A 19,603-nucleotide genomic window follows, 5' to 3' on the forward strand; every position below is an offset into this window, starting at 1 on the left:
CGCAAGTGCAATGTCGCCGAGCCGGACTATCCTGCCCCCGGCAAGGGAGGTTGCGCATGGTCGAGAACTGGCATGCCAGGCCGGCGGACGAGGTGGTCGCCGCCCTGGAGACGAATTCCGGCGGCCTGACGGCGGCGGAAGCGGCGGAGCGACTCGAGATTCATGGCCCGAACGCCCTGCCGGCGGGCAAGGGGCGCAATCCGGTGCTGCGCTTCCTGGCCCAGTTCAACAATGCCCTGATCTATTTCCTGCTGGCCTCGGCGCTGGCGGCCGGCCTGCTGAGCCATTTCATCGACGCCGGCGTGATCCTGGCGGTCACGGTGATCAATGCCGTGGTCGGCTTCATGCAGGAGGGCAAGGCGGAACGCGCGCTCGCCGCCATCGCCGACATGATCAGCCCCCATGCCGCCGTCATGCGCGACGGCAAGCGCCATACGGTGCCGGTCGCCGATCTGGTGCCCGGCGACATCGTGCTGATCGAGGCGGGCGACCGGGTGCCCGCCGACCTCCGCCTGACGAAGGCGAGCAGCCTTCTGATCGACGAGGCGCTGCTGACCGGCGAATCCGTCGCCGCCGCCAAGGCCGATCTGGCGGTGCCCGAGGATGCGCCCCTCGGCGATCGCCACGGCATGGCCTATTCCGGCACCCTGGTCGCCGCCGGCCAGGGCGCGGGCGTCGTCACCGCCACGGGAGCGGGCACCGAGATCGGCCGCATCAGCACCATGGTCGGAGCCGTCGCCAGCCTGACCACCCCCCTGCTTCGCCAGATGAATGCCTTCGGCCAGCGCCTGACGGTGGTGATCGGCTTCGCCTCCCTGGCGCTGTTCCTCTTTGCCGTCCTGATCCGCCATTACGACTGGACGGAGGCGCTGATCGCCGTGGTCGCGCTGGCGGTCGGGGTGATCCCCGAGGGGCTGCCGGCGGTCATGACCATCACCCTTGCCATCGGCGTGCAGCGCATGGCCGGGCGCAAGGCCGTGGTCCGGCGCCTGCCGGCGGTCGAGACCGTTGGCGCGACGACGGTGATCTGCACCGACAAGACCGGCACCCTGACCCGGAACGAGATGACCGCGCGCCATGTGATGATCGACGGCGGCACCCTGGAAGCCACCGGTTCCGGCTATGCGCCCGAGGGCCAATTGACCTCGAACGAGGCGATGGACGACGCCGAGGCCCTGGCGGCGGTGCTGCCCCTGATCCGGGCCGGGGTGCTGTGCAACGACGCCCGTCTCCACGCCGTCGACGGCCATTGGCGGGTCGAGGGCGATCCCATGGAAGGCGCCCTGCTGACGCTCGCGGCCAAGGCCGGGCTGGACGCCGACCACATCCGCCGGGAATGGCCGCGCCGGGCCGAGATTCCCTTCGATGCCCGCTATCGCTTCATGGCGACCGTGAACCACGGCCCGAAAGGGGAGGGCCGCGTCTTCCTGAAGGGCGCGCCCGAGCATCTGCTGGCGCGCTGCGACCGGGAACTGGCGGCCGACGGCAGCCTGCGACCGGTGGATCGCACCCGCTGGCTCCAGGCGATCGCGAAGGCGGCGGCGGAGGGCGAGCGGGTGCTCGGCTTCTGCGCCGGCCCGGCGCCGGACGGCGGCCCGCTTGCGCTGGAGGTGCTGGGGCACGAGATGGTCTTCCTCGGTCTCGTCGGCTTCATCGATCCGCCGCGCGACGAAGTGCCGGCGGCGATCGCCGAATGCCGGACCGCCGGCATCGGCGTGAAGATGATCACCGGCGATCACGCCGCGACCGCCGCCGCCATCGCCCGCCAGCTCGGCCTCGGCGATACCGCGACGGTGGCGACCGGCGCCGATCTCGACGCCGTGCCCGACGATGCCCTGCCCGGCTTCGTCGCCCCGGTCACGGTCTTCGCGCGGACCAGCCCCGAACACAAGCTGCGCATCGTGCGCGCGCTTCAGGCCGACGGCGAAATCGTCGCCATGACCGGCGACGGCGTGAACGATGCGCCGTCCCTGAAACAGGCCGACGTCGGCATCGCCATGGGCCGGAAGGGGACCGAGGCGGTGAAGGAGGCGGCGCGCATCGTGCTCCTCGACGACAATTTCGCCTCGATCGTCGCGGCCGTGCACGAGGGCCGCACGGTGCAGGACAATATCCGCAAGGTCATCGCCTGGACCCTGCCGACCAATGGCGGCGAGATGCTGACGGTGACCGCCGCCATCCTGCTGGGCCTGGTCATGCCCATGAGCGCGGTGCAGATTCTTTGGATCAACCTGATCACGGCGACCACTCTCGGCCTCGTGCTGGCCTTCGAGCCGGCGGAACCGGGCGTGATGGAACGCCGCCCGCGCCCGCCCGGCGCCAGCCTGCTGTCGCCCTTCCTCTTATGGCGCGTGGTCTTCGTCTCGGTCCTCGTGATGGCCGGCACGCTCGCCTTCTTCTTCGGGGCGCGCGATCAGGGCGCCAGCGTCGAGGAGGCACGGACCCTGGCGGTCAACGCGATCGTGATGTTCGAGCTCTTCTATCTGTTCAACGTGCGCTATCTGCACGGCGGCTCGATCACGCTGCGCGGCGTTCTCGGCACGCCCGCCGTGCTGATCGCGCTGACGGTCGTCGCCGTCGCGCAACTGGCCTTCACCTATTGGCCGGTGATGCAATGGCTGTTCGATACGCGGCCGCTGGCTCTTGGGGACTGGGCTTTCGTCTTCGCGGCCGGCGTCGTCCTGATGGTGGTGCTGGAGGCGGAGAAATTCCTCTTCCGCCGCCTCGGCCTGCTGCGGCGCTAGAAGCCGACGTCGTCCGGCGCGAAGGTGATCGTCAGTTCCTTCCATGCGTCGTATTTGTCGATCGGCAGATCGCGCAACGGATTGCATTTGAAGAAGGCGCGATAGGCGCGGTCGACGAAGGCGGAGGTTGCCGTACCCGAACGGTCGACCAGCACCGGCTGGCCGACCAGCGCGCCGCTACGGTCGAGATTGACCCGCCATTTGACGGTCATGGTGTCGATCCCGGCCATGCCCATGTCGATCGCCCAGCACTTCTGCAACTGGGCCTTGATCTTGCCCCTCTCCGAATTGGACAGCTTGACGTTGGGATTGTTGCGGTTCGTGATCTCGCGGTTCGGCGTGTCCGACGGGCGGGCGTCGGCGGGCGTCGGCGCACCTGTCGGCTTGTCCGTATGATCGTTCAGCAATGCGTCGAGATCCGAGAAGTCGACCTTGGGCTTTTCCGGTTTCGGCTTCGTCTTCGGCGGTTTGGGTTTCTCGGGCTTCGGCTTTTCGGGCTCAGGCTTGGGCTTTGGTTTCTCGGGTTCCTTCGCCGGTTCGGCCTTCGGCTTTTCCGGCTCCTTGGCCGGCACAGGTTCCGGCACCTCGCTCTTCACCGGGTCGGGCGGGCGGACTTCGGCCACTTCCTTGGGCGTGTCGGGTTTCGCCGCCGGCGCGGGCGGCGGCGGGGTCGGCGGCTCGGGCGCCACCTCCGGCTCGGGCGCGGCGGCGATCGGCGTTTCCTTCAGAACCTCGGCCGGGGGCAGGGGCTTCGACACCGGGGCGGGCGGAACCGGCGTCTTTTCACGCTGCGGCGGCGCCGGATTGGCGACCTCCGTGATGACGTCGACGATGTCGACCGAAAAGGGTTCGACCTCCGGCAGAGGACGGGCGAATTCGGGCAGGCCGAACACCAGAACGGCGATCAGCACCAGGTGCACGATGGCGGATGCGGTGGCGGCGCCCCTACGCATGATACGGAAAAGACCCTTTCCTTCGGTCGTGACGGCCTATTGCGCCGGCGGCAGGGCGATGAGGGCGACCTTGGTGAAACCGGCCGATTTGATCAGGCCCATGGTCTCCATCACCTTGCCGTAGTTGATGGTCTGGTCGCCGCGCACATAGATCCGGGTATCGGGGCCGCCCGGCGTCGCCGCCTTGAGCTGTTCGACCAGATTGGCCGGCGCCGTCTCGGCGTCGCCGATGAAGACGCGGCCCTCGGCGTCGATCGAGACGATCACGGGCTTGTTGTCCTGGGGGATCGGATCGGCCTGGGTGGTCGGCAGGTCGACCGGCACGCCCACGGTCATCAGCGGCGCCGCGACCATGAAGATGATCAGCAGCACCAGCATGACGTCGACCATGGGGGTGACGTTGATCTCCGCCATGGGGCTGCGCCGGCGCCCGCCGCGCCTGCCGCCGCCACCGCCGAGGGAAGCGCCCATGGCTCAGCTCCTCCGCTCGTCGATCTGGCGCGACAGGATGGCCGAGAATTCGTCGGCGAAACCTTCCAGCCGGCCCTCGAAGCGGCCGACGTCGTTCGACAGCTTGTTGTAGGCGATGACCGCCGGAATCGCCGCGACCAGGCCAAGCGCCGTGGCGAACAGCGCCTCGGCGATGCCGGGGGCGACGACCGCCAGCGACGTGTTCTTCGAGACCGCGATCGAGGAGAAGGAATTCATGATGCCCCAGACCGTGCCGAACAGGCCGACGAAGGGCGCCGTCGAGCCGACGGTGGCGAGGAAGCCGAGATAGCGTTCCAGCCCGTCCAGCTCGCGGTTCAGGGCGACGCGCATCACCTTGGAGATGCGTTCCTGAAGGCCGGTGGCCAGCGCCGCGCCGGGACCGGCGAATTTCTCGGCCGCGCGGCGCCATTCGCGCATGGCGGCGACGAAGACCAGGGCCATCGGGTGATCCGGGCGGGCATTGATGCGGTCGTAGAGATCGTCGATCGAATTGCCCGACCAGAAGGCTTCCTCGAACTGGTCGGCCTGGGCCTGGACCCGGCGCAGGCGGCGCAGCTTGTCGATGATGATGGCCCAGGACCAGAAGGAGGCGAGCAGCAGCAGGATGACCACCGCCTTCACCACCCAGTCCGCCTGCAGGAACAGGCCGACGATCGACATGTCGGGTGCGGCCGCGCCGCCGAGGCCGGTGGCCGTGATGTCGCCGAGAGGTGCGGTGAGGGCGTCAGGCGCGGTATCAGGATTCATTTCGCATTCCCGTGTGGCTGCGACCCTTTCGAGTCGGGTCGTTCTTGAATCTCGAAGGGGGCAAAAGCATGGCGAACCGCGTCCGGAAAGCGCCGGGCGCGCCCGTTCCGGTCGAGACATGCGATTCGGACCAATGCCTGTGTCATGATTTCATCACCCCGGCGCACGATCTGGACCGATTCCATGCTGGCGCCCTTCAGCACCTTGAGGCGCGTCTCGACCACCAGGGCGTCGTCCAGCCGGGCCGGGCGGGCATAGTCGATGTCGATTCGCTTCACGACGAAGCCGAGCGGATCGTCGCCTTCCATCATGGCGTTCTGGTCGATGCCGATCAGGCGGGCGAAATCGCTGCGCGCCCGTTCCATGAATTTCAGGTAGTTGGCGTGATAGACGATGCCGCCCGCGTCCGTGTCCTCGAAGAAGACGCGGACCGGCAGCCAATGGGCGCCGTCGGCCAGGGTTCCCTGCTGGGGCGCGAGCATCGACCAATCAGGCATCATCATCCTCGGACAGGAGGGGGAGTTGCCCGATATCCCCGCCATCGGGCACGGCGAGGCCGAGATGGCGGAAGGCGGCCCTGGTCAGCATCCGCCCGCGCGGCGTGCGCTGCAGGAGGCCCTGCTGGATCAGATAGGGTTCGATGATTTCCTCGATCGCGTCGCGCGGCTCGGACAATGCCGCCGCCATGGTCTCGACCCCCACGGGGCCGCCGCCGTAATCCCGCGCGATCGCCGAGAGATAGCGATGGTCCATGGCGTCGAGCCCGCGCCCGTCGACCTCGAGACGGGTGAGCGCCATGTCCGCCACCTCGGCGTCGACGCTGGCGGCCCGGGCCACCAGGGCGAAGTCGCGCACCCGGCGCAGCAGGCGGCCCGCGACGCGGGGCGTGCCACGGGCACGGCGCGCGATCTCGCGGGCGCCATCCGCCGTCATCGCCATGTCGAGAATATGGGCGCCGCGCCGCACGATCAGCTCCAACTCCCCCACCTCGTAGAAATTGAGGCGGACGGGAATGCCGAAACGGTCGCGCAAGGGCGTGGTCAGCAGGCCGGAGCGGGTGGTGGCGCCGACCAGGGTGAAGGGCGGCAGATCGATCTTCACCGAACGCGCGGCCGGTCCCTCGCCGATCATGAGGTCGAGCTGGAAATCCTCCATCGCCGGATAGAGCACTTCCTCGACCGCCGGATTGAGACGGTGGATCTCGTCGATGAAGAGGACGTCGCGGGGCTCGAGATTGGTGAGCAGGGCGGCGAGATCGCCGGCCCGGGCGATCACCGGGCCCGAGGTCGACTTGAAACCGACGCCGAGTTCACGCGCCATGATCTGCGCCAGCGTCGTCTTGCCGAGGCCGGGGGGGCCGAAGAACAGCACATGGTCCAGCGCCTCGCCCCGGCTGCGCGCCGCCTCGATGAAGACCTTCAGGTTCTCGCGCGCCTTGGCCTGGCCGATGAAATCGTCGAGCCGCGTCGGGCGCAGGCCCGCCTCCAGCGCGTCGTCCTCGCGCCTGGCGCCCGAAACCATGCGGGTTTCACCTGTCATCGCGCCAATTCCTTCAGGCCGCCCCGGATCAGGGCCGCCAGCTCGGCCTCGGGCCCGAGTTTCTCGAGCGCGGCGCCGACGGCGGCCGACGCCTCGATCGGCTTGTAACCCAGATTGACCAGGGCGGAGATGGCCTCGGCATTGTGACCGGCGACGGCGGTCGGCGCGGCGGCGGGCGCGGGGACCGGGCCGGCCGCGACGAAGACGCCGCCCGCGGTGGGCACCTTGTCCTTCAGTTCATTGACGAGGCGGAGCGCCAGCTTGGGTCCGACGCCATTGGCGCGCCCGACCGCCGCCTTGTCGCCCAGGGTAACCGCGCGGGTCAATTCGTCGGGCGACAGCGTGTCCAGAATCGCCAGGGCAACCTTGGCGCCGACGCCCTGCACGGTCTGGAGCACGCGGAACCAGTCGCGTTCCGCCCGGTCGATGAAACCGAACAGGCGGATCGAATCTTCCCGCATCACGGTCTCGACCACCAGCATGGCCGCCTCGCCCGGACCCGGCAGGCGGCGCAGGGTGCGCGCCGAGCAGGTGGCGACGTAACCGACGCCATTGCAGTCGATCATCGCCCAGTCCTCGCCCGTCTCGTCCAGCCGGCCGGAAAGCTTGCCGATCATCGGGCACCCCCGGCGATGCGGTGAGAGAGCGCGCGATCGGTCGCGGCGTGATGGGCGTGGCAGATGGCGACGGCCAGCGCATCGGCCGCGTCGGGCCCGGTGATGGCGACGGCCGGCAGCAGCACCTTCACCATGTGGTGGATCTGGCCCTTGTCGGCATGGCCCGCGCCGACCACGGATTTCTTCACGTGGTTCGGGGTATATTCCGCGACCGAGAGCCCGGCCAGTGCCGGCGCCAGCAGGACGACGCCGCGCACCTGACCCAGTTTCAGGGTGGAGGTCGGGTTCTTGTTGACGAAGGTTTCCTCGACCGCCGCGGCATCGGGGGCATAGCGCGCGATGATGTCGCGCACGCCGTCGAAGATCTGGCGCAGGCGGGCCGAAAGCTCGTCGGCGGCATTCGAGGTGACGGTGCCGTTGGCGACATGGGACAGCCGCGAGCCGACGGCTTCGATCACGCCCCAGCCGGTGCGCTGAAGTCCTGGATCGAGGCCGATGAGCCGCATGATGAGCCGGTACCCTTCCCTGTGGAAGATCCCGGCCTTCGCCGGGATGACGCCTGAACCATTCGTCGCCCCGGCGAAGGCCGGGGCCCTTTCGACGCGAGCGCGCCTCAGGCCGACAGTTTCTCCATGATCTCGTCCGAGACCTCGAAGTTGGAATAGACGTTCTGCACGTCGTCATTGTCTTCGAGGAGGTCGATCATCTTCAGGAGGCTGCGCGCCGTATCCTCGTCCACCGCCGTGGTCACGGTCGGCTTGAAGGTCAGCTTGGCGCTTTCCGCCGGGCCCAGAGCCTCCTCGAGGGCATCGCGGACGGTGCCGAGATCATCGACCGAGGTGGCGATCTCGTGACCGTCGTCGGTCGAGACGCAATCCTCCGCCCCGGCCTCGATCGCCGCTTCCAGCATGGCATCGGCGCCGGCGACATCCGGCTTGTAGGTGATCACGCCGACGCGGTCGAACATATGGGCGACCGAACCGGTGGACCCCAGGTTGCCGCCGAACTTGGTGAAGACCGAGCGCACTTCGGAGGCGGTGCGGTTGCGGTTGTCCGTCAGGCCCTCGACGACGATGGCGATGCCCGAGGGGCCGTAGCCTTCGTAGCGGACTTCCTCGTAGTTGTCGCCTTCGCCGCCGGCCGCCTTCTTGATCGCGCGGTCGATATTGTCCTTGGGCATGTTCTCGGCCCGGGCCGCCAGGATCGCCGCGCGAAGGCGCGGGTTCATCGCCGGATCGGGCATGCCGAGCTTGGCCGCCACCGTGATTTCGCGGGCGAGCTTCGAAAAGATCTTCGACCGCTTGGCGTCCTGGGCACCCTTGCGGTGCATGATGTTCTTGAACTGGGAATGACCTGCCATGTGCTCTACTCCGGGCCGGCGGAACCGTCGCCCTGATTCAGTCAGAAGGGGTGAATTGCGCGGAAAATACCATATGTGGTGGCCGAAAACAGCCACGGACCGCGATTTTCAGGCGTCCGGAGGCCATTGCGGCTTCAGCCGCCCGCCCACGCGCAGGGGTTCGATCCGGAGCGCGCGGCCCGTCGCATCGTCGGTCTCGACCATCAGGCCGCAGACCGTCGCCTCGCCGGCCGCCGCCTCGAAGCGGCCGCCCGGGATGCGGCGGGTGAAACGGTTCAGGGGTTCCGCCTTCTGCATGCCGATCACGCTGTCGTAATCGCCGCACATGCCGGCATCGGTCTGATAGGCGGTGCCGCCCGGCAGGACCTGGGCGTCCGCCGTCGGGATATGGGAATGGGTGCCGACCACGAGGGAGGCGCGGCCGTCGCAGAAATGGCCCATGGCCATTTTCTCCGAGGTCGCTTCGGCATGGACGTCGACGATGGCGGCGGCGACGGCGCCGCCCAGCGGCGCCTTGGCCAGTTCCGCCTCGACCGCGGCGAAGGGATCGTCCAGGGGATCCATGAAGATCCGGCCCATGACGTTGACCACCAGCACCTTCCTGCCGCCCCGCGCCTCGAACACGCCGGCGCCGCGACCGGGCGCCGTGGCGGGGTAGTTGCGCGGGCGCAGCAGGCGGGGATCGGTGCCGATATAGGACAGTGTCTCCTTCTGGTCGAAGGCATGGTTGCCGGTCGAGATGACGTCGACGCCGAGGGCATAGAAGTCGCGCGCGATCTGGGCCGTGATGCCGAAGCCGCCCGCCGCGTTCTCGCCGTTGACGACGATGAAGTCGGGGTTCAGCCGGTCCCGGATCGCGGGCAGATGTTGGGCGAGCCCATCCCGCCCCGAGCGGCCGACGACGTCACCGAAGAAAAGCAGCCTCATGCACCTATTCCGATCGTCTCGCGCTCGGTCACCACATAGTCCAGCGCCGCATCCGTCGCCGCGCGGGGCACGGATGCCACTTCCTGGACGGCGAATGCAAGCCCGATCGCCACGAGACCGGGCTTCGCCGCCCGAAGCAGGGGCAGGGTGCGGTCGTAATAGCCGCCGCCCTGGCCGAGGCGCCCGCCGGCCCGGTCGAAACCGATCAGGGGCACCAGAAGGACGTCGGGCACGCTCTCGCCGCCCGCCGCCGGCACGGGAATATCGAACTCCCCCGCCTCGAGCGCAAGCCCTTCCGCCCAGTCGCGGAAGGCGAGCGGGCGGCCCGGCGCCACCACCACCGGCAGGCAGAGGGCGTGTCCGCGCCCCGCCAGCAGGCGAAGCGCCGGCAGGGGATCGATCTCGCTGCCGTGGGCGACATAGCCGGCGACCACGCCGCCGGCGGGCAGGGCCATGGTGCCGATCCTTTCTGCGAGATGCCGCGCGGCGGCGCCGTCGTCGGCCGTATTGGCCAGGATCCGGCGGCCGCGCAATTCGTGACGCAGGCGCGCCTTGGCCTCGTCCATGTCGTCGGCCGCGTCCGCGCCCTTGGTGTCTTCCGAGATTTCCATCCGCCCCTATGCCCTCTTCCGGACCGGTTCGAACGCCCGGCGGGCCTTCGCCGCCTCGTGCCTTCGCCGCCTCGTGATTGTGGCCGCCTCGCCCGTTCGGGGAAAGACGCCGTCTCTCATGTGGGGGCCGGGGAGGAATATGTAAGTGTGGCGGGACCGCCGAAGCCGCTGGCGTTCCGATCCTCTGTGGCCTGCGTCAGCAGGTGGGCGCCGTGTTCCCGGACCACGGCCCGGCAAGGGACAGCTCCCAAGAGTTCGGGTATTGGCCCCAGGGATTGCAGTGCCTGGCGCACCCGGCAGTACCCGCCACCGCTCATATGTAGGATGCGCCCGGTCCCTTGTCCAAAGATTCTCTTGTCCAAGGATTCCATGCCATCCTCCGGGCTGTTCCTTGGGGGACAGCCGGAAAGGCCGGCCGGTCCTATTCCTTTGTTAACGCCACCGCACTACAAAGGACTGACGGACATGATGACGTTTCGCGAAACCTGGCAGAAATTCCTGCCGATCATCCCTCTCGCCGGGGCGATCCTCGCCCTGCCGGCGTCCGATGCCGATGCCGCCGACGCCTATCGGATCCGGCCCGGCAGCACGACCATCGCCTTCTCGGTCGACCACCTGGGCCTGTTCCAGACCGAAGGCGATTTCACCGCCTTCGACGGCAGCCTCATCCTCGACCTCGACGATCCGTCGAGGAGCCGCGTCGACGTCCGGGTCGAGACCGGCTCGGTCGAAGTCGAATCCGACGAGGCGATGGCGATGCTGCGCTCGGACGATTACTTCGACTCCGGCGATTTCCCGGAGATGCGCTTCAAGGCCGACCATGTGACGTCGCTGGGCGACGGAAAGGTCGAGATCGACGGCGATCTGACCATTCGCGGCGTCACGAGGCGCCAGACCCTGCAGGCGGAACTGACGGATCGCCGCTTCGATCCGGCGGCCGGCGGGGAAGTGGCCAATTTCATCGTCACCGGCAAGGTCGACCGGGTCGGCTTCGGCATGGTCGCCGACCGGGGTTTCGTCTCGGACGACGTCGACCTGCGCATCATCTCCTACATCCGTCTGGTCGGCGACGATGTCGCCGCGCGCTGACGCCCTGCCGCGGCCCCTGGCGGGGTCGCGGCCGGGGCCACGGCCGGGGTCCCGTTCCGGGCGCTGGCCGCTGCCGAACCGCCTTCTGCATTGGGGCACGGCCTTGATGGTGCTCGCCGCCTTCGCCGTGGCGCTGATCATGACCGATGTCGAGGCCCGCGACTTCCTGCTGCGCTTCTGGCTCTATCAGGCCCATAAGACCATCGGGCTTCTGGTGCTGCTGGCCTGCCTCGCCCGGCTCGGGCTGCGGCTCCTCGGGCGCGGGCCGGGCCCGGTGAAGGGTCTCCCGACATCGAAGCGGCGCCTCGCCGGCCTCGGCCATGCCGCGCTCTACGGCCTGCTGCTGGCGATGCCGGTGCTGGGCCTGCTGGTCGCGGATACGGCACCGCAGAAGGTGCCCACCCTGTTCCTGGGGCTATGGCGCCTGCCGGTGCTGATCGGCCCCGATGCCGCCCTGTTCGAAGGCCTGAGCACCCTGCACATGGTGCTGGCCTGGACCCTGGTCGTCCTCGCCCTCGGCCATGGCGCGATGGCGATCCATCACCATCGTCGGGGCCTGGACGTGCTGCGCCGGATGCTCTGAAGGGCCGGAAGCTCTGACGTTTTCGCTCAGGCCGGCTCGAAGCGGGCGACCAGTTGCTCGACCCTTGCGGCGGCCTTTTCGAGGCCCTGGGCGGCGCGGGCTTCGAGATTGCCGGCACGGCTGCTCGCTTCGTGGTGAAGGCGGGAGATTTCGACCCGAAGGCGTTCGATCTCGGCCTGCATGCCCTCCATCTCGTTCAGGCGGTCGGAAAGATCGTCGGCGGCGAGCAGCCCGACCATGAGCAGCACCTGGGCTTCCGGCACTTGGGAGCCCGGCGGCAGGTTCAGGGATTCCGCCTTGGCCTGGAGATATTCCGCGAGATCGCTGATGCGCGCCTCGTCCCCCGGCTGGCAGGCGACGCGATAGTCGCGCTTGTTCACCGTCACCTTGATCTGGTGCATGACGCCCTCACCCGGCGATGGCGCGGTCGAGCCGGCCGATGGTCTGTTCCAGGCGGTCCGCCGCCTTTTCCGCATTCGCCTCGAGACGGAAGAGATCGGCCTGGCGCTGGGCGCCCGTCTGCTCCGCCTTGGCCAGCGACGCCCTCAACTCCGCCATTTCCTTCCGTGCGATGTCCAGTTCGGCCAGCGCCTCGTCGGCGAAGGCCTCGGCATCGGCGAGGCGGCGCTCCAGGTCGCTGTCGGGCGCCGTTTCGGCGGCCGGGCCGGCCTCGCGCAGCGCCGCATTCTCCGCCGTCATCTCGGCGAGGCGGGCCTCGAGGGCGCGATTGTCGTTGCGCGCTTCCTCCAGCGCCAGGGCGACCTGATCGATGTCGCGGTTCAGGCGATCGTATTCGCCGACCAGGGCTTCGTGGACCTCGGCGTCGACCATGTTCGTCCCCGGCAGGGTCTGGGTCGCGGCATCGAGGCGGTCGAGGGCGGCGGCGAGTCGCGCTTCAGCAGCAGCCATACGGTCCATGGGCGGCCTCAATCAATATCTGTGGCTTGGGTCGGGCGAATCATGCCATAGGATGTGCCCCACCACGATTCCGGTCAATTGCCGTCACGGCTTTTCCGCGTGATTTTCCGGCGCTTTCAGGGCCGCCCCGCGCCAATGTCGAGGCTTCCACTCGGCTATGGAGGTTGACACCCGCGCGCCCGTCTGTAATGCAACGCCCGCGAACGGCGACTGCCGCCGTCGGGGCGCGGGTGCGGGCGCCCGGGTCGATCTGTTCAGGCGAAATTCCCATGACCGAGACCAATTCCTCCCAAGCGACGACGGCGCCGGCAGCGCGGGACCTCGCCAACGCCATCCGCGCGCTTTCGATGGACGCGGTGGAGGCGGCGAAGTCGGGCCACCCCGGCATGCCCATGGGCATGGCCGATGTCGCGACCGCGCTGTTCACCGAACATCTGCGTTACGACCCCGGCAATGCCGGCTGGCCCGATCGCGACCGTTTCGTGCTGTCGGCCGGCCATGGCTCGATGCTGCTCTATGCGCTGCTCTATCTGACCGGCTATCCGGACATCGACCTGGACGAGATCAAGAAGTTCCGCCAGCTCGGCAGCCGCACCGCCGGCCATCCGGAATATGGCCACGCCGCCGGCATCGAGACCACCACCGGTCCCCTTGGCCAGGGCATCGCCAATGCCGTCGGCATGGCCATGGCCGAAGCCCACCTCCGCGCCCGCTTCGGCGACGCGCTGATGAACCATTTCACCTATGTCATCGCCGGCGACGGCTGCCTGATGGAAGGCATCTCGCAGGAAGCGATCACGCTGGCCGGCCATCTGAAGCTGAACAAGCTGATCGTGCTCTGGGACGACAACAGGATCACCATCGACGGCGCGACCGATCTCTCGACCTCGGAGAACATGGCGCTGCGCTTCGAGGCGGCGGGCTGGGCCGTCGACGCGGTCGACGGCCATGACGCCGCCGCCGTCTCGGTCGCGATCGCCCGCGCCAAGCTCTCCACCGACAAGCCGACCATGATCGCCTGCCGCACCACGATCGGCTTCGGCGCGCCGACCAAGGCCGGCAAGTCGTCGGCCCACGGCAGCCCGCTCGGCGCCGAGGAGATCGAGGGGGCGCGCGCGGCGCTGGGCTGGCCCCATGGCCCGTTCGAGATCCCGGACGACATCCTGTCCGCCTGGCGCGACGCCGCCAAGGCCCGCGCGGCCGAGGGCAAGGCCTGGGGCGACCGCTTCCTGGCGACCCCCAAGGAAACCCAGGAAGCCTTCGAGAATGCCTTCTCGGGTTTCGTGCCCGGCGCCCTGATCGGCGAGATCAACGCCTTCAAGGCCAAGATTTCCACCGAAAAGCCGAGCGTCGCCACCCGCAAGTCGTCGGAAATGGCGCTCGAGGTGGTGAACCGCGTGCTGCCGACCACCATCGGCGGCTCGGCCGATCTGACCGGCTCCAACAATACGCTGACCAAGGGTCTCGGCACCTTCGCGCCGGGCTCCTACGAGGGCCGTTACGTCTATTGGGGCGTGCGCGAACACGGCATGGCGGCGGCCATGAACGGCATGGCGCTGCATGGCGGCGTCATCCCCTATGGCGGCACCTTCCTCGCCTTCGCCGATTATTGCCGGCCCTCGATCCGCCTCGCGGCGCTGATGGGCATCCGCTCGATCTTCGTCATGACCCACGACTCGATCGGCCTCGGCGAGGACGGCCCGACCCACCAGCCGGTGGAGCAGCTGGCCGCGCTGCGCGCCATTCCGGGCCTCAACGTGTTCCGCCCCTGCGACACGGTCGAGACGGCGGAAGCCTGGGCAGTCGCCGTCGGCTCCCTGACCGCGCCGTCGGTTTTGGCCCTGTCGCGCCAGAACCTGCCGACGCTGCGCGAGACCCATACCGACATGAACCTGACCGCCAAGGGCGCCTACGAGCTGCTGCCGGCGGTGGGCGGCGTGGCTCAGGTCAGCCTCTTCGCCTCCGGCTCCGAGGTCGAGCTGGCGGTCAAGGCGCGCGAGCTGCTGGCCGCCGAGGGTATCCTGGCCCGCGTCGTCTCCGTGCCCTGCATGGAACTCTTCGCATCCCAGGACCAGGCCTATCAGGAGACCGTGGTCGGCAACGCGCCCTGCGTCGGCGTCGAGGCTGGTATCGCCATGGGTTGGGAACCGATCCTGGGGGTGCCGACTTACTTCGTCGGCATGGACGGTTTCGGGGCGTCCGCGCCGGCGAAGGATCTCTTCAAGCATTTCGGCATCACCGCCGAGGCGGTGACCGAGGCGGCGAAAGCCGCCATCGGCAAATGATTTCTGACAGGAGGATTGAATGGCTGTTCGGGTAGCGATCAACGGTTTCGGGCGCATCGGCCGCAACGTGCTGCGCGCCATCGCCGAGTCCGGTCGCACGGATGTCGAGGTCGTCGCCGTCAACGACCTCGGCCCGGTCGAGACCAACGCGCATCTGCTGCGCTTCGACTCGGTCCATGGCCGCTTCCCGGGCGAAGTCGCGGTCGACGGTGACGCGATCGTCGTCAACGGCAAGAGGATCGCGGTCACCGCGATCCGCAACCCCGCCGAACTGCCCCACAAGGATCTCGGCGTCGACATCGCCATGGAATGCACGGGCATCTTCGCCTCGAAGGACAAGGCCTCCGCCCATCTGACCGCCGGCGCCAAGCGCGTCCTGGTCTCGGCCCCGGCCGACGGCGCCGACCTGACGGTCGTCTACGGCGTGAACCACAAGGCCCTGACCGCCGATCACCTGGTGGTCTCCAACGCCTCCTGCACCACCAACTGCCTCGCCCCCGTGGCCAAGGTCCTGAACGATGCCATCGGCATCGACAAGGGCTTCATGACCACGATCCACAGCTACACCAACGACCAGCCGTCGCTCGATCAGATGCACAAGGATCTGTATCGCGCCCGCGCCGCCGCGCTCTCCATGATCCCGACCTCGACCGGCGCCGCCAAGGCCGTCGGCCTGGTGCTGCCGGAGCTGAAGGGCAAGCTGGACGGCGTCTCGGTCCGCGTGCCGACCCCGAACGTCTCGGTCGTCGACCTGAAGTTCGTCGCCAAGCGCGAGACCACGGTCGAGGAAGTGAACGCCGCCATCAAGGCCGCCGCCGACGGCGAACTGAAGGGCGTTCTCGCCTATACCGCCGCGCCGAACGTCTCGATCGACTTCAACCACGATCCGGCTTCGTCCACCTTCGCCCTCGACCAGACCAAGGTCATGGAAGGCACCCTGGTTCGTATCCTCACCTGGTACGACAACGAATGGGGCTTCTCCAACCGCATGAGCGACACCGCCGTCGCCATGGCCGCCCTGATCTGAGGAGAGGCTGGATGAGCGTGCAACCCGCCAAACGTGACGAGAACCCCGCCACGGCGGGGCGCCGCTTCGCCGGCATCGACGACCTCGGCGACCTTCACGGCCGCCGGGTCCTGCTGCGGGTCGATCTGAACGCCCCGATGCAGGACGGCGTCGTCACCGACCTGACCCGCCTGCAGGCCAATGCGGTCACCATCAAGGCGCTGGCCGCCAAGGGCGCCCGCGTCATCGTGCTGTCGCACTTCGGCCGGCCCAAGGGCAAATGGGACGCCAGCCAGAGTCTCCGTCCGGTGGCCGAGGCCCTGCCCGTGATCATCGGCCTGCCGGTCGCCTTCGCCGCCGACTGCGTCGGCCCCGTGGCCAAGGCCGCGGTGAACGGCATGGCGCCGGGTTCCGTCCTCGTCCTGCAGAACACCCGCTTCTATCCGGGCGAGGAAGCGAACGATCCCGAGTTCACCGCCCAACTCGCCGAACTGGGCGACGTCTATGTGAACGACGCCTTCTCCTGCGCCCATCGCGCCCATGCCTCGACCGCCGGTCTCGCGGGGCTGCTGCCCCACGCCGCCGGCATCTGGATGAAGAAGGAACTGGACGCCCTGGAAGCGGCCCTCGGCAGCCCCAAGCACCCGGTGGTCGCCGTGGTCGGCGGCGCCAAGGTCTCGTCCAAGCTGGACGTCATCGGCAATCTGGTCGGCAAGGTCGATCACCTGGTGATCGGCGGCGGCATGGCCAACACCTTCCTCTTCGCCGAGGGCAAGGAGATCGGCAAGAGCCTGGCGGAACGCGAGATGGCCGACACCGCCCGCGCCATCGTCGAGAAGGCCAAGGCCGCCGGCACCGAAATCGTCCTGCCGGTCGACGGCGTGGTCGCCCGCGAATTCAAGGCCTATGCCGAGAACGAGGTGGTGTCGGTCGATGCCGTGCCCGAGGACGCCATGATCCTCGACATCGGCCCCGCCTCGATCGAGCGCGTGAAGGCCGTCCTGCGCCAGGCCAAGACCGTGGTCTGGAACGGGCCCTTCGGCGTCTTCGAGATGGAACCCTTCGATCTCGGCACCAATGCCTGCGCCCGCGAGGCGGCGAAACTGACCCGCGAGGGCAAGCTGCTGTCGGTCGCCGGTGGGGGCGATACCGTCGCGGCCCTGAACCACGCGGGCGAATGCGAAGCCTTCTCCTTCGTCTCGACCGCCGGCGGCGCCTTCCTCGAATGGCTCGAGGGTCGGGAACTGCCGGGCGTGAAGGCCCTGGCGAAATGAGGACGGGCCGGCGGATCTCCCGTCCGCCGGCTTTTTTTGTGCAGTGCCGCATGGACGATGCCGCGCCGTCTTGCTAAAAGCGCGGCCATCATTTCAACCCAGTCATTTTCGGGGGACCCCATGACCAAGATCACCAAGAAGGTGAAGGAAATCCTCTCGTGGTACGAGAGCGACAACCCGGGCACCAAGGCCAATCTTGCCCGCATCCTCGGCGCCGGCCGTCTCGGCGGCACCGGCAAGATGATCATCCTTCCGGTCGACCAGGGGTTCGAGCACGGCCCGGCGCGCAGCTTCGCGCCCAACCCGGCCGCCTATGACCCGCATTACCACTTCCAGATGGCGGTCGACGCCGGACTTTCGGCCTATGCCTCCGTGCTCGGCATGATCGAGGCGGGCGCCGACAGCTTCGCCGGCCAGATCCCGACCATCCTGAAGGTCAATTCCTCGAACAGCCTGTCGCGCGCCAAGGAAGCGCCGGACCAGGCCGTGACCGGCACCGTGAAGGACGCCATCCGTCTCGGCTGCTCGGCCATCGGCTTCACCATGTATCCGGGTTCGGACCAGATGTTCGACCAGATGGAAGAACTGCGCGAACTGACCGCCGAAGCCAAGGACGCCGGTCTCGCCGTCGTCGTCTGGTCCTATCCGCGCGGCGGCAACCTGACCAAGGACGGCGAGCTGGCGATCGACGTCGGCGCCTATGCCGCCCATATGGCCGCCCTGATGGGCGCCCATATCATCAAGGTGAAGCTGGCCACCGACCACATCGAACAGGGCGAGGCCAAGAAGGTCTACGACAAGCACCCCGTCGACCTCTCGACCCAGGCCGCGCGTGTCCGCCACGTCACCCAGGCCTGCTTCAACGGCCGCCGTCTGGTGGTGTTCTCGGGCGGCGCCGCGAAGTCCGAGGATTCGGTCTATGACGACGCCCGCGCCATCCGCGACGGCGGCGGCAACGGCTCGATCATCGGCCGCAACACCTTCCAGCGCTCGCGCGAGGATGCGCTGGCCATGCTCGACAAGCTGGTCCGCATCTACAAGGGCCAGGAATAACATGGCCGGGGCAGGGGATCGTTCGCGGGACGACGCGCGCCTGCCCTGCCGGCTCTATCTGGTCACGCCGCCCGCCTTCGAGACGAAGGCCTTCGCCGAAACGCTGAAGGCCGCCCTCGGGGCGGGCGACGTCGCCTGCGTCCAGTTGCGTCTCAAGGACGTGACGGACGACCATATCCTGCGCACCGCCGACGTCTTGTTGCCGATCGTGCAGGACGCGGGCGCCGCCTTCATCCTGAACGACCGCCCGGATCTCGCCGCCGTGCTCGGCGCCGACGGCGTCCATGTCGGCCAGGACGACGCGCCCTATGCCGAGGCGCGGCGCCTGGTCGGGCCCGACGCCATCGTCGGCGTCACCTGCCACGACAGCCGTCACCTCGCCATGGAAGCGGGGGAGGCCGGGGCCGACTACGTCGCCTTCGGCGCCTTCTTCCCGACCGCCACCAAGGATCCCAAGGCCCGCGCGCCCTTCGAGCTGGTGCGCTGGTGGTCCGAGATGATGACCGTGCCCCAGGTCGCGATCGGCGGCATCACGGTCGAAAACTGCCGCCCCCTGATCGAGGCCGGCGCCGATTTCCTGGCGGTTTCCGCAGGCATCTGGCAGCACGCGGACGGCCCCGCCGCGGCGGTCGCCGCCTTCAACGCGATTTTCGCCAGCCCCTGAGCCGTCAGCCCCTCACCCCACCCCTCGCCCCTTTGGGGAGAGGGCGGGGATGAGGGGTGAAACACCGGCGCGTTCCAGCTCAATACAGATTGTCCCGCGCGTCCGCCTCCAGCATCTGATCGATCGCCTCGGCCGGGACGGGGGCGTTGAGCTGGTCCTTCAGCATCTGGCCGAAACTCGGCATCGCGTCGCGGGCGACGTGCCGCGCGGGATCCCACAGGGCCGAGCGCTTCAATGCCTTGGTGCAATGGAGGAAGGCTTCCTCGACCGTGATCAGGAGGACGCTGCGGGGCGGCTTGCCGTCCACCAGGAAGCGTTCCATCAGATCCGGCGTCGTCACCGTGACACCCCTGCCGTTGACCCGCAGCATCTCGTCGAAGCCGGGCACGAAGAACAGCAGGCCGACCGCCGGATGGGCGGTCAGGTTGCCGAGGGAATCGAGGCGGTTGTTGCCCGGCCAGTCGGGCATGGCGAGACGGTTGGCGTCGAGGACGTGGACGAAGCCCGGCGCGCCGCCCCGGGGCGAAACGTCGGCGCCGCCGTCCGGCCGGCTGGTGCCGATGCAGACGAAGGGCGAGAGTTCGATGAAGCGGCTGCAATGGACGTCCAGAAACGAGAGCTGCTTCATCGTCGCGCCGTCGGACGGCATGGGATAGACGGTGCGCAGGCCGGCTTCGTCGAGGATGTTGTCGGTCATGGTCGGATCCCCCTTTCGGCCATGGTCGCCGCCGGGCGCATGAC

The 19,603-nt window shown here is 68.4% G+C and carries 21 protein-coding genes and 1 other RNA gene; 8 read left to right on the forward strand and 14 right to left on the reverse strand.

Going from position 1 to position 19,603, the window contains the following annotated elements; genetic code table 11:
• Positions 1-56 precede the first annotated feature (56 nt).
• On the forward strand, positions 57-2,744 hold the full coding sequence (locus L2U69_RS14095) for an HAD-IC family P-type ATPase (protein ID WP_236107761.1): 2,688 nt from the start codon (positions 57-59) through the stop codon (positions 2,742-2,744).
• On the opposite strand, the gene L2U69_RS14100 is transcribed toward L2U69_RS14095, so the two are convergent.
• From L2U69_RS14100 to ssrS, 11 genes are all read right to left on the reverse strand, one after another.
• Positions 2,741-3,697, reverse strand: a complete 957-nt coding sequence (locus L2U69_RS14100) for a hypothetical protein (protein WP_236107762.1) — start codon at positions 3,695-3,697, stop codon at positions 2,741-2,743. The genes L2U69_RS14095 and L2U69_RS14100 overlap by 4 nt on opposite strands.
• 36 nt (positions 3,698-3,733) lie before the next feature.
• Positions 3,734-4,168, reverse strand: a complete 435-nt coding sequence (gene tolR / locus L2U69_RS14105) for a protein TolR (protein WP_236107763.1) — start codon at positions 4,166-4,168, stop codon at positions 3,734-3,736.
• A 3-nt stretch (positions 4,169-4,171) separates the two neighbouring features.
• Positions 4,172-4,936: a protein TolQ gene (tolQ, locus tag L2U69_RS14110; protein ID WP_408065818.1), complete on the reverse strand. Its 765-nt coding sequence runs from the start codon at positions 4,934-4,936 to the stop codon at positions 4,172-4,174.
• The gene (gene ybgC, locus L2U69_RS14115; RefSeq protein ID WP_236107764.1) at positions 4,933-5,433 is read right to left on the reverse strand and encodes a tol-pal system-associated acyl-CoA thioesterase; all 501 of its coding nucleotides are present in this window, start codon (positions 5,431-5,433) and stop codon (positions 4,933-4,935) included. Before ybgC ends, tolQ begins: the two co-directional genes overlap by 4 nt.
• The gene (gene ruvB / locus L2U69_RS14120) at positions 5,426-6,475 is read right to left on the reverse strand and encodes a Holliday junction branch migration DNA helicase RuvB (RefSeq protein WP_236107765.1); all 1,050 of its coding nucleotides are present in this window, start codon (positions 6,473-6,475) and stop codon (positions 5,426-5,428) included. The genes ybgC and ruvB overlap by 8 nt, the downstream gene beginning before the upstream one ends.
• Complete coding sequence (gene ruvA, locus L2U69_RS14125) at positions 6,472-7,092, reverse strand: Holliday junction branch migration protein RuvA (protein WP_236107766.1); 621 nt, start codon at positions 7,090-7,092, stop codon at positions 6,472-6,474. Before ruvA ends, ruvB begins: the two co-directional genes overlap by 4 nt.
• Positions 7,089-7,598, reverse strand: a complete 510-nt coding sequence (gene ruvC / locus L2U69_RS14130; protein ID WP_236107767.1) for a crossover junction endodeoxyribonuclease RuvC — start codon at positions 7,596-7,598, stop codon at positions 7,089-7,091. Before ruvC ends, ruvA begins: the two co-directional genes overlap by 4 nt.
• Before the next feature lie 107 nt (positions 7,599-7,705).
• Positions 7,706-8,452 carry a YebC/PmpR family DNA-binding transcriptional regulator gene (locus L2U69_RS14135; RefSeq protein WP_236107768.1) on the reverse strand — a complete coding sequence of 249 codons (747 nt, stop codon included), beginning with the start codon at positions 8,450-8,452 and terminating at the stop codon, positions 7,706-7,708.
• Positions 8,453-8,560: 108 nt separating this feature from the next.
• Positions 8,561-9,379: a TIGR00282 family metallophosphoesterase gene (locus L2U69_RS14140; protein WP_236107769.1), complete on the reverse strand. Its 819-nt coding sequence runs from the start codon at positions 9,377-9,379 to the stop codon at positions 8,561-8,563.
• Positions 9,376-9,990, reverse strand: a complete 615-nt coding sequence (locus L2U69_RS14145) for a 5-formyltetrahydrofolate cyclo-ligase (protein ID WP_236107770.1) — start codon at positions 9,988-9,990, stop codon at positions 9,376-9,378. The genes L2U69_RS14140 and L2U69_RS14145 overlap by 4 nt, the downstream gene beginning before the upstream one ends.
• A 149-nt stretch (positions 9,991-10,139) precedes the next feature.
• A non-coding RNA gene (ssrS, locus tag L2U69_RS14150) (6S RNA) lies at positions 10,140-10,296 on the reverse strand.
• Positions 10,297-10,455: 159 nt separating this feature from the next.
• On the opposite strand from ssrS, the gene L2U69_RS14155 reads away from it, so the two are divergent.
• The gene (locus L2U69_RS14155; protein ID WP_236107771.1) at positions 10,456-11,079 is read left to right on the forward strand and encodes a YceI family protein; all 624 of its coding nucleotides are present in this window, start codon (positions 10,456-10,458) and stop codon (positions 11,077-11,079) included.
• Positions 11,063-11,662, forward strand: a complete 600-nt coding sequence (locus L2U69_RS14160) for a cytochrome b (protein ID WP_268967400.1) — start codon at positions 11,063-11,065, stop codon at positions 11,660-11,662. Before L2U69_RS14155 ends, L2U69_RS14160 begins: the two co-directional genes overlap by 17 nt.
• 26 nt (positions 11,663-11,688) lie before the next feature.
• Here the strand turns inward: L2U69_RS14160 and L2U69_RS14165 are convergent, their stop codons facing one another.
• Together L2U69_RS14165 and L2U69_RS14170 are read right to left on the reverse strand one after the other, a co-directional pair.
• Positions 11,689-12,063, reverse strand: a complete 375-nt coding sequence (locus tag L2U69_RS14165; protein ID WP_236107772.1) for a cell division protein ZapA — start codon at positions 12,061-12,063, stop codon at positions 11,689-11,691.
• A 7-nt stretch (positions 12,064-12,070) separates the two neighbouring features.
• Positions 12,071-12,580: a hypothetical protein gene (locus tag L2U69_RS14170; protein ID WP_236107773.1), complete on the reverse strand. Its 510-nt coding sequence runs from the start codon at positions 12,578-12,580 to the stop codon at positions 12,071-12,073.
• A 269-nt stretch (positions 12,581-12,849) separates the two neighbouring features.
• Here L2U69_RS14170 and tkt point away from each other — a divergent pair, with 269 nt between their 5' ends.
• The 5 genes from tkt (at position 12,850) to thiE (ending at position 18,862) form a co-directional block, all read left to right on the forward strand.
• Complete coding sequence (gene tkt / locus L2U69_RS14175; protein ID WP_236107774.1) at positions 12,850-14,865, forward strand: transketolase; 2,016 nt, start codon at positions 12,850-12,852, stop codon at positions 14,863-14,865.
• A 19-nt stretch (positions 14,866-14,884) separates the two neighbouring features.
• On the forward strand, positions 14,885-15,892 hold the full coding sequence (gene gap / locus L2U69_RS14180) for a type I glyceraldehyde-3-phosphate dehydrogenase (RefSeq protein ID WP_236107775.1): 1,008 nt from the start codon (positions 14,885-14,887) through the stop codon (positions 15,890-15,892).
• Positions 15,893-15,903: 11 nt separating this feature from the next.
• Positions 15,904-17,145, forward strand: a complete 1,242-nt coding sequence (locus L2U69_RS14185; protein ID WP_236107776.1) for a phosphoglycerate kinase — start codon at positions 15,904-15,906, stop codon at positions 17,143-17,145.
• Between the two features lie 120 nt (positions 17,146-17,265).
• A complete protein-coding gene (locus tag L2U69_RS14190; RefSeq protein WP_236107777.1) occupies positions 17,266-18,198 on the forward strand; it encodes a class I fructose-bisphosphate aldolase in 933 nt (310 codons plus the stop codon).
• 1 nt (position 18,199) lies between these two features.
• Complete coding sequence (thiE, locus tag L2U69_RS14195; RefSeq protein WP_236107778.1) at positions 18,200-18,862, forward strand: thiamine phosphate synthase; 663 nt, start codon at positions 18,200-18,202, stop codon at positions 18,860-18,862.
• Positions 18,863-18,941: 79 nt separating this feature from the next.
• On the opposite strand, the gene L2U69_RS14200 is transcribed toward thiE, so the two are convergent.
• Positions 18,942-19,559 carry a pyridoxamine 5'-phosphate oxidase family protein gene (locus L2U69_RS14200; RefSeq protein WP_236107779.1) on the reverse strand — a complete coding sequence of 206 codons (618 nt, stop codon included), beginning with the start codon at positions 19,557-19,559 and terminating at the stop codon, positions 18,942-18,944.
• Positions 19,560-19,603: the final 44 nt, after the last annotated feature.

It is taken from the genome of Zavarzinia marina (assembly GCF_021568905.1).
GTDB classification, from domain to species: domain Bacteria; phylum Pseudomonadota; class Alphaproteobacteria; order Zavarziniales; family Zavarziniaceae; genus Zavarzinia; species Zavarzinia marina.